This window comes from Streptomyces sp. NPDC059874 (assembly GCF_042731135.1).
GTDB lineage: Bacteria > Actinomycetota > Actinomycetes > Streptomycetales > Streptomycetaceae > Streptomyces.
On record NZ_JBHWJY010000043.1, the window covers coordinates 63,806 to 71,026 of the forward strand.

The window sequence follows — 7,221 nt, forward strand, 5'->3', positions numbered from 1 at the left end:
CATCCGAGCGAGTGCACGGAGTGCTCACGCTTTGCAGCGGTCGGCGAGGTCCAACGACAGGTGAGTGTACGTGAACCGGGCCCTGACGTCGAACAGCACCCGACCTGACATGCACCAGTCCGTTGACTGAAACGGTGTGCGGCGCTTCTTTGCCGTCTGGGACGATTGCCCGCATGACCTCTGCAACGCCTTCCTCCGAGCGCCGCGTCTCCGTCCGTATCGGCGCCATTTCCGAGTCCGCCACCCTCGCCGTCGACGCCAAGGCCAAGGCCCTCAAGGCCGCCGGGCGCCCGGTGATCGGCTTCGGTGCGGGCGAGCCCGACTTCCCGACGCCGGACTACATCGTCGAGGCGGCGGTCGAGGCCTGCCGCAACCCGAAGTACCACCGCTACACGCCGGCCGGCGGCCTGCCCGAGCTCAAGGCCGCGATCGCCGCCAAGACGCTGCGCGACTCCGGCTACGAGGTCGACGCGTCGCAGGTCCTGGTGACCAACGGTGGCAAGCAGGCGATCTACGAGGCCTTCGCGGCCATCCTCGACCCGGGTGACGAGGTCATCGTCCCGGCTCCGTACTGGACCACCTACCCGGAGTCCATCCGTCTCGCCGGCGGTGTCCCGGTCGAGGTCGTCGCCGACGAGACCACCGGCTACCGCGTCTCCGTCGAGCAGCTCGAAGCGGCCCGCACCGACCGCACGAAGGTCGTCCTCTTCGTCTCCCCGTCCAACCCGACGGGCGCCGTCTACACCGAGGCCGACGCCGAGGCGATCGGCCGCTGGGCCGTCGAGCACGGCCTGTGGGTCCTGACCGACGAGATCTACGAGCACCTGGTCTACGGCGACGCGAAGTTCGTCTCCCTGCCGGCGATCGTCCCCGAGCTGGCCGACAAGTGCATCGTCGTCAACGGCGTCGCCAAGACGTACGCGATGACCGGCTGGCGCGTGGGCTGGATCATCGGCCCCCGCGACGTCGTGAAGGCCGCGACCAACCTGCAGTCGCACGCCACCTCCAACGTCTCCAACGTGGCCCAGGTCGCGGCGCTGGCCGCCGTCTCCGGCAACCTGGACGCCGTCCACGAGATGCGCACCGCCTTCGACCGCCGCCGCCAGACGATCGTGCGGATGCTGAACGAGATCGAAGGCGTCATCTGCCCGACCCCCGAGGGCGCGTTCTACGTGTACCCCTCGGTCAAGAACCTCCTCGGCAAGGAGATCCGCGGCAAGCGCCCGCAGACCTCCGTCGAGCTCGCGGCCCTGATCCTCGACGAGGTCGAGGTCGCGGTCGTCCCGGGCGAGGCCTTCGGCACCCCGGGCTACCTCCGCCTCTCGTACGCCCTGGGCGACGAGGACCTGGTGGAGGGCGTCTCCCGCGTCCAGAAGCTCCTGTCGGAGGCCAAGGCCTAGGCCTAGCGGGGCCCGCACCCCGACCCTGAGCGGCGTCTCCCCTTCCGGGGCGGCGCCGCTCAGGCATGTCCGGGGCGCCGTGAGCCAGCCGCTGCGCGGGGCTTCCCGGGCTCTGCCCGGACCCGCGCCTCAAACGCCGGCGGGGCTGAGATTGCCCTGCCAAGGTGGAGCCGGCGCTTGCAGGCCGCACCGGCCAAAACCAGCCCCTCCGCCACATCCAGCCCCGCCGGCGATTGAGGCGCGGGGTCGGGCGGCGCCCGGGAGGCCCCGCGCAGCGGCCTCCACCCCCGCCCCACCCCCCGCGCGCACGTTCGGGCAAGCCCCCAATAGGTAAAACCGCCTCCCGCTCAGCGCGTGCGTACGGCAGGATCAACAAATGGAGCACGCACGCGATCTCACGCTTCTGCCAAAGGCCCACCTCCACCTGCACTTCACCGGCTCGATGCGCCCATCGACCCTCCTGGAGCTGGCCGACAAGTACGGCGTCCGGCTCCCGGAGGCCCTCACCGCCGGCGAGCCGCCGAAACTCCGCGCCACCGACGAGCGCGGCTGGTTCCGGTTCCAGCGGCTCTACGACGCCGCCCGCTCGTGCCTCCGCGAGCCGGACGACATCCGCCGCCTCGTCCGCGAGGCCGCGGAGGAGGACGTACGGGACGGCAGCGGCTGGCTGGAGATCCAGGTCGATCCCACGTCCTACGCGCCCCTCCTCGGCGGGATGATCCCGGCCGTCGAGATCATCCTCGACGCGGTGGACGGCGCCTCCCGGGAGACCGGCCTCGGCATGCGGGTCCTCATCGCCGCCAACCGCATGAAGCACCCCCTCGACGCCCGCACCCTCGCCCGCCTCGCCGTCCGCTACGCCGACCGCGGCGTCGTCGGCTTCGGGCTCTCCAACGACGAGCGCCGCGGCATGGCCCGCGACTTCGACCGGGCCTTCGCCATCGCCCGCGAGGGCGGCCTGCTCGCCGCCCCGCACGGCGGCGAGCTCACCGGGCCGTCCTCCGTCCGGGACTGCCTCGACGATCTGCACGCCGCCCGCATCGGGCACGGCGTACGGGCCGCCGAGGACCCCCGCCTGCTCAAGCGGCTCGCCGACCGGCAGATCACCTGCGAGGTCTGCCCGGCTTCCAACGTGGCCCTCGGGGTCTACGAGCGCCCCGAAGACGTCCCGCTGCGCACCCTCTTCGAGGCCGGGGTCCCCATGGCCCTCGGCGCCGACGACCCGCTGCTCTTCGGGTCCCGGCTCGCGGCGCAGTACGAGATCGCCCGCCGCCACCACGGCTTCACGGACGCGGAGCTCGCCGAGCTGGCCCGCCAGTCGGTGCGCGGTTCGGCCGCGCCCGAGGACGTACAGGCCAAGCTGCTGACCGGGATCGACCACTGGCTGACGTCCTGATCACCGGGTGAGGCGCAGGTCCCCCTCGTAGCAGTCGGCACGCACCCGGCCCCCGCCCGGGAAGCCGATCTCCAGGTGGGTGCGGCCCTGCTCGGGCAGCGCGAACTCGGCGACCGAGGCGACGGTCTCGCCGAGGTGGCGCAGGAAGGGGTGGTCGCCGAGGTCCTCACCGACCTCGATGCGGCCCCACTCCCCCATGTCGTAGGGCTCGTGCGGCGGGGCGGACTCCACGATCAGGCACTGGTCGGAGCCGGTGGTGATCCGGATGGAGTCGCCGACGCTGTCGATCAGCCAGACGTCCAGGGGGGCCTCGGAGCGCTCGCCGTCGCTGATGTGCCAGGACGCGACGACTCGGCTGAGCGTGCGACCCACGAGGCGGGTGGGGTCCGTACCGGCGCCGTGCAGGGGACAGAGCATGGGCGGCCGGCGCTCCTCAGATGCTGACGCCGACCGTCACCGGTTCGTTGACCAGGGTGACGCCGAAGGCCGCGTGGACGCCCGCGACGACCTCGCGGGCCAGGGCGAGGAGGTCCTCGGTGGTGGCCTCGCCGCGGTTGGTGAGGGCGAGGGTGTGCTTGGTGGAGATGCGCGCGGGGCCGGTGCCGTAGCCCTTGGTGAACCCGGCCTTGTCGATCAGCCAGGCCGCGCTGGTCTTCGTACGTCCGTCGCCCGCGGGGTAGGCGGGCGGGGCCGTGTCGACGCCGAGGCGGTCCTGGACGCGGGCGAGGAAGGCGGCGTAGGCCTCGTCGGTGAGGATCGGGTTGTGGAAGAAGGAGCCGGCCGACCAGGTGTCGTGGTCGGCGGGGTCGAGGACCATGCCCTTGCCGGCGCGCAGGCGCAGTACGGTCTCGCGCGCGGTGGCGGCGGGGACGCGGTCGCCGGCCTCGACGCCGAGGGCGCGGGCGGTCTCGGGGTACTTGATCGGCGCGGAGAGCCCGCCGGCGTCCTCCAGGGCGAAGCGCACGCGCAGGACGACGTACCGCTCGGGCTGGTGCTTGAAGAGGCTGTTGCGGTACGAGAACGCGCACTCGGCGGCGGCCAGCGTGACCGTTTCGCCGCTGGTGCGGTCGTAGGCGACGACCTCGGTGATGGTGTCGCAGACCTCTTGGCCGTACGCCCCGACGTTCTGGATCGGCGTCGCGCCGGCGGATCCGGGGATTCCGGCGAGGCATTCGATGCCGGCGAGGCCGGCCTCGACGGTGCGGGCGACGGCATCGCTCCAGTTCTCGCCAGCGGCGAGCTCCAGGGTGGTGCCGTCGAGGGTGAAGCCGGTGGTCGCGATGCGCAGGGCGGTGCCGTCGAAGCCGCCGTCGCCGATGACCAGGTTGCTGCCGCCGCCGATGACCAGGAGCGGGGTGCCGCTCTCGTCCGCGGCGCGGACGGCGGCGACCACCTCGGCGTCGGTGGTCGCGGTGACCAGGCGACGGGCGGGGCCGCCGAGGCGGAAGGTGGTCAGCGGGGCGAGGGGGGCGTCGTGGAGTTCCTGCACGTGGACAAGAGTACGGTCCGCGCCCCTCGCATCCCTGCGGGGCCACGGACCGCGGCTCGGTGATCGAACAGATCTCACTGCTCGGACTTCTGCTCGGACCTCTGCTCGGACCTCTGCTCGGACTGCTGCTCGGCGAGGCGGCGCTCGGCCTCCTCCCAGCTGATCGGCAGCTCGGAGGCCCGTGCGGTCCAGAAGGTGAAGGCCGATTCCTTCATGTACGCGCTGGCCGCGCGGGAACTGGTGCGGTGGGGCTCGCTGCGGGCGAACCGGTAGAGCGCGTCCCTGTCCTCCCAGGCGGAGAGGGTGAGGAAGGTCCGGCGCGGGACCCGCGCCCGCAGGGCGGCGCCGTGGGCGCCGGGGGCCTTGCGGATCTGGCCGATGATGCCGGGCGACTTGAGGAAGAACTTGAGGGCGCCGATGAGGGTGGCGGTCTCGAAGCGGGAGGCCATGACGTAGACCTCGGCGTCGGGGGCGGCCGGCGGGGTGGGGGTCAACCAGGGGATGTCGGGCATGGCGAGCACTCCTTAGTTCAGGTCGGCTGATCGTAAGGGTCCAACTTGCATTGCGACTACTACATTGCCGCAGGGATCCTGTCCGGGACCTCAGCAGCGGCAAGGACCCGGGCGGGCTTCGCCTTGCGCGGAAGCAGCAGGGCCAGGGCGGCGGAGACGGCGACCGCGCCGGCGCCTATCCACAGTGCGGGGATCGTGCCGTCGGTGAAGGCCTGCGGGGACTCATAGCCGCCCTGGGCGGAGAAGACGGAGGCCAGGACGGCGACACCGAGGGCCCCGCCAACCTCGCGGAGGGCGTTGTTGGTGCCGGAAGCCTTGCCCTGGTCGGCCGGGGCCACGGTGGACATCAGGACGTTCGAGGCGGGGGCGAAGTACATCCCCATACCGATGCCACTGATGATCAGCGCGGGGAGCTGGGCGGCGTACGAGACGTCCGCGCTCAGGATCATCGCGAACCAGCCGAGCCCGAGGGCCTGGAGCGCGAGCCCGGCGGCGACGACCGGGCGGCCGCCGATCCGGTCGGAGAGTATGCCCGAGATCGGCGCGACGATCATCGGCATGCCGGTCCAGGGGAGCATGCGCAGTCCGGCCTCGGTGGGCGAGTAGCCGGCGACACCTTGAAGGAACTGGGCGAGCAGGAAGATCGAGCCGAACATCCCCAGGAACATCAGCAGGCTGGCCGCGTTGATCCCGAGGAACCCGCGGTTGCGGAAGAGCCGCATGGGGAGCATGGGGTTGGCGTTGTTGAAGCCGTGGTGGACGAACCCGCCGATGAGGGCGGCGCCGACGATCAGCCCGGCGAGGACAGGTGTGCTGGTCCAACCCTCGGAGTTGGCGTTCACGAGGCCGTAGACAATGCCGAAGAGGCCGCCGCTGATGAGCAGGGTGCCGGGGACGTCGAGGCGGGAGTTCGGGGCAGTGGACTCGGCGAGGCGCAGCCGGGCGAGCGGAATCAGGGCGAGGCCGATCGGGACGTTCAGCCAGAAGATCCACTGCCAGGAGATGTGCTCGGTGAGGCTGCCGCCGATGAGGGGACCACTGGCGACGGCGAGGCCGGTGACGGCGCCGTAGATGCCGAGGGCCATGCCGCGGCGGGCGGCCGGGACGGCGGCGGTGAGCAGGGTGAGCGTGAGCGGCATCATGATCGCGGCGCCGACACCCTGGACGGCGCGGGCGGCGATGAGTGCGTCGATCCCGGGCGAGAGGGCAGCCGCCGCGGAAGCGCCGGTGAAGACCGCGAGCCCCGCGATGAACAGCCTCCGCCGCCCGAACCGGTCACCGAGGGCGGCGCCGAACATGAGGAGCACGGCGAAGGTGAGCGTGTAGGCGTTCACCGTCCACTCCAGGTCCTCCAACCTGCCGCCGAGGTCCGCGCGGATGGCGGGGAGGGCAGTGGTGACGACGAGGTTGTCGAGAGCGGCCATGAAGCTGGCGACGCCGGTGATGACGAGGGCCCAGACGGCGGGCCCGCGGAGCTTGGTGTCCGAGTCCATGTCTTGTGTGTTCACGATTCCCCCTGCGGTGTGCAGTTTGTTAGTTATTGATGACTAACTTTCGCGCCCATGGGTGAACTGGGCGCCGAGCGGCGGGCGCCGGGCGCCGGGCGCGCCAGGGCAGGCAGCCCGCCCTCACTTCTCCAGGCGACCCTTGACGTGGGCCTCGGGATACAGCCCTTCCCAAACCCGATGCTCGGGCGGGAACCCCATGGCCGCGAGGGTGTTGATCAACATCCCGTACGCCATGAAGGTCGTCGTCTCCTTCGCGTCCCCACCGAACGGCACACAAACCGTGTCCCAGAGCTCCATCCACCCCTTCCGGACGAGCTCGCCGAGCTCGTGATCGCCGACCGCCTCGGCGGCGGCGACGGTGACGTACATCTGGAGCTGCATCTGGAGCTTGTCCGGGTCCTCGGCGATGAGCCGGGTGTAGGCGTTGGCCATGGCACGCGTGGCGTCTTCGCCGTTCAGCCCTTCGGTGGCGGCGGCGAAGACCTCACGGGTGTCCCGCATGCAGCGCTCGGAGGCGGCGAGGAAGATGGCGAGCTTGTTCGGGAAGAGCCGGAAGAGATAGGGCTGCGAAACCCCCACCCGCTTGGCGATCGCCTCGGTGGAGGTCCCGTAGTAACCCCCGCGGGCGAACTCGTGCATCGCCGCACGAATGACGCTCTCGCGCCGCTCTTCTGCGCTCATCCTTGCCATGAGTCAAAGTTAGTGCTCAATCACTAACTACGTCAAGGGGGCGGGTCAGGGAGGGAGAGGGCGGCGGGGGGGGGGGGGGGGGGGGGGGGGGGCGGGGGCGTTCTGTGCGGCGGGGGCTTCGAGTGGCGGCATCCGACCTGGGCGGAATCAGAGAGGTCTTGGGGGTTTCCCGTCAGTCCCATAGTCCTTCCGTGTCGGGCCGGCCTGTCAAGGGCGCTCCCTTCGG

General features: G+C 71.3%; 7 protein-coding genes. 2 read left to right on the forward strand and 5 right to left on the reverse strand.

The features are described from left to right. Positions 1 to 173 precede the first annotated feature (173 nt). Together ACFV9H_RS24020 and ACFV9H_RS24025 are read left to right on the forward strand one after the other, a co-directional pair. A complete protein-coding gene (locus tag ACFV9H_RS24020) occupies positions 174 to 1,400 on the forward strand; it encodes a pyridoxal phosphate-dependent aminotransferase (RefSeq protein WP_385401638.1) in 1,227 nt (408 codons plus the stop codon). A 376-nt stretch (positions 1,401 to 1,776) separates the two neighbouring features. Continuing rightward, positions 1,777 to 2,796 carry an adenosine deaminase gene (locus tag ACFV9H_RS24025; RefSeq protein ID WP_385401640.1) on the forward strand — a complete coding sequence of 340 codons (1,020 nt, stop codon included), beginning with the start codon at positions 1,777 to 1,779 and terminating at the stop codon, positions 2,794 to 2,796. Here ACFV9H_RS24025 and ACFV9H_RS24030 read toward each other — a convergent pair whose 3' ends face one another. The 5 genes from ACFV9H_RS24030 to ACFV9H_RS24050 all read right to left on the reverse strand — a co-directional run bounded on the left by ACFV9H_RS24030 (position 2,797) and on the right by ACFV9H_RS24050 (position 6,995). Continuing rightward, entirely contained in the window at positions 2,797 to 3,213 is a 417-nt protein-coding gene (locus ACFV9H_RS24030; protein ID WP_385401643.1) for a hypothetical protein, read from the reverse strand. Between the two features lie 16 nt (positions 3,214 to 3,229). Next, positions 3,230 to 4,363 (reverse strand): UDP-N-acetylmuramate dehydrogenase, encoded by a 1,134-nt coding sequence (locus ACFV9H_RS24035; RefSeq protein ID WP_385401644.1) that lies wholly within the window; start codon positions 4,361 to 4,363, stop codon positions 3,230 to 3,232. Further along, positions 4,360 to 4,797: a DUF3291 domain-containing protein gene (locus ACFV9H_RS24040; RefSeq protein WP_385401647.1), complete on the reverse strand. Its 438-nt coding sequence runs from the start codon at positions 4,795 to 4,797 to the stop codon at positions 4,360 to 4,362. Before ACFV9H_RS24040 ends, ACFV9H_RS24035 begins: the two co-directional genes overlap by 4 nt. 59 nt (positions 4,798 to 4,856) lie before the next feature. Next, on the reverse strand, positions 4,857 to 6,290 hold the full coding sequence (locus tag ACFV9H_RS24045; RefSeq protein WP_385401651.1) for a DHA2 family efflux MFS transporter permease subunit: 1,434 nt from the start codon (positions 6,288 to 6,290) through the stop codon (positions 4,857 to 4,859). 135 nt (positions 6,291 to 6,425) lie between these two features. After that, the gene (locus ACFV9H_RS24050) at positions 6,426 to 6,995 is read right to left on the reverse strand and encodes a TetR/AcrR family transcriptional regulator (protein WP_385401649.1); all 570 of its coding nucleotides are present in this window, start codon (positions 6,993 to 6,995) and stop codon (positions 6,426 to 6,428) included. Positions 6,996 to 7,221: the final 226 nt, after the last annotated feature.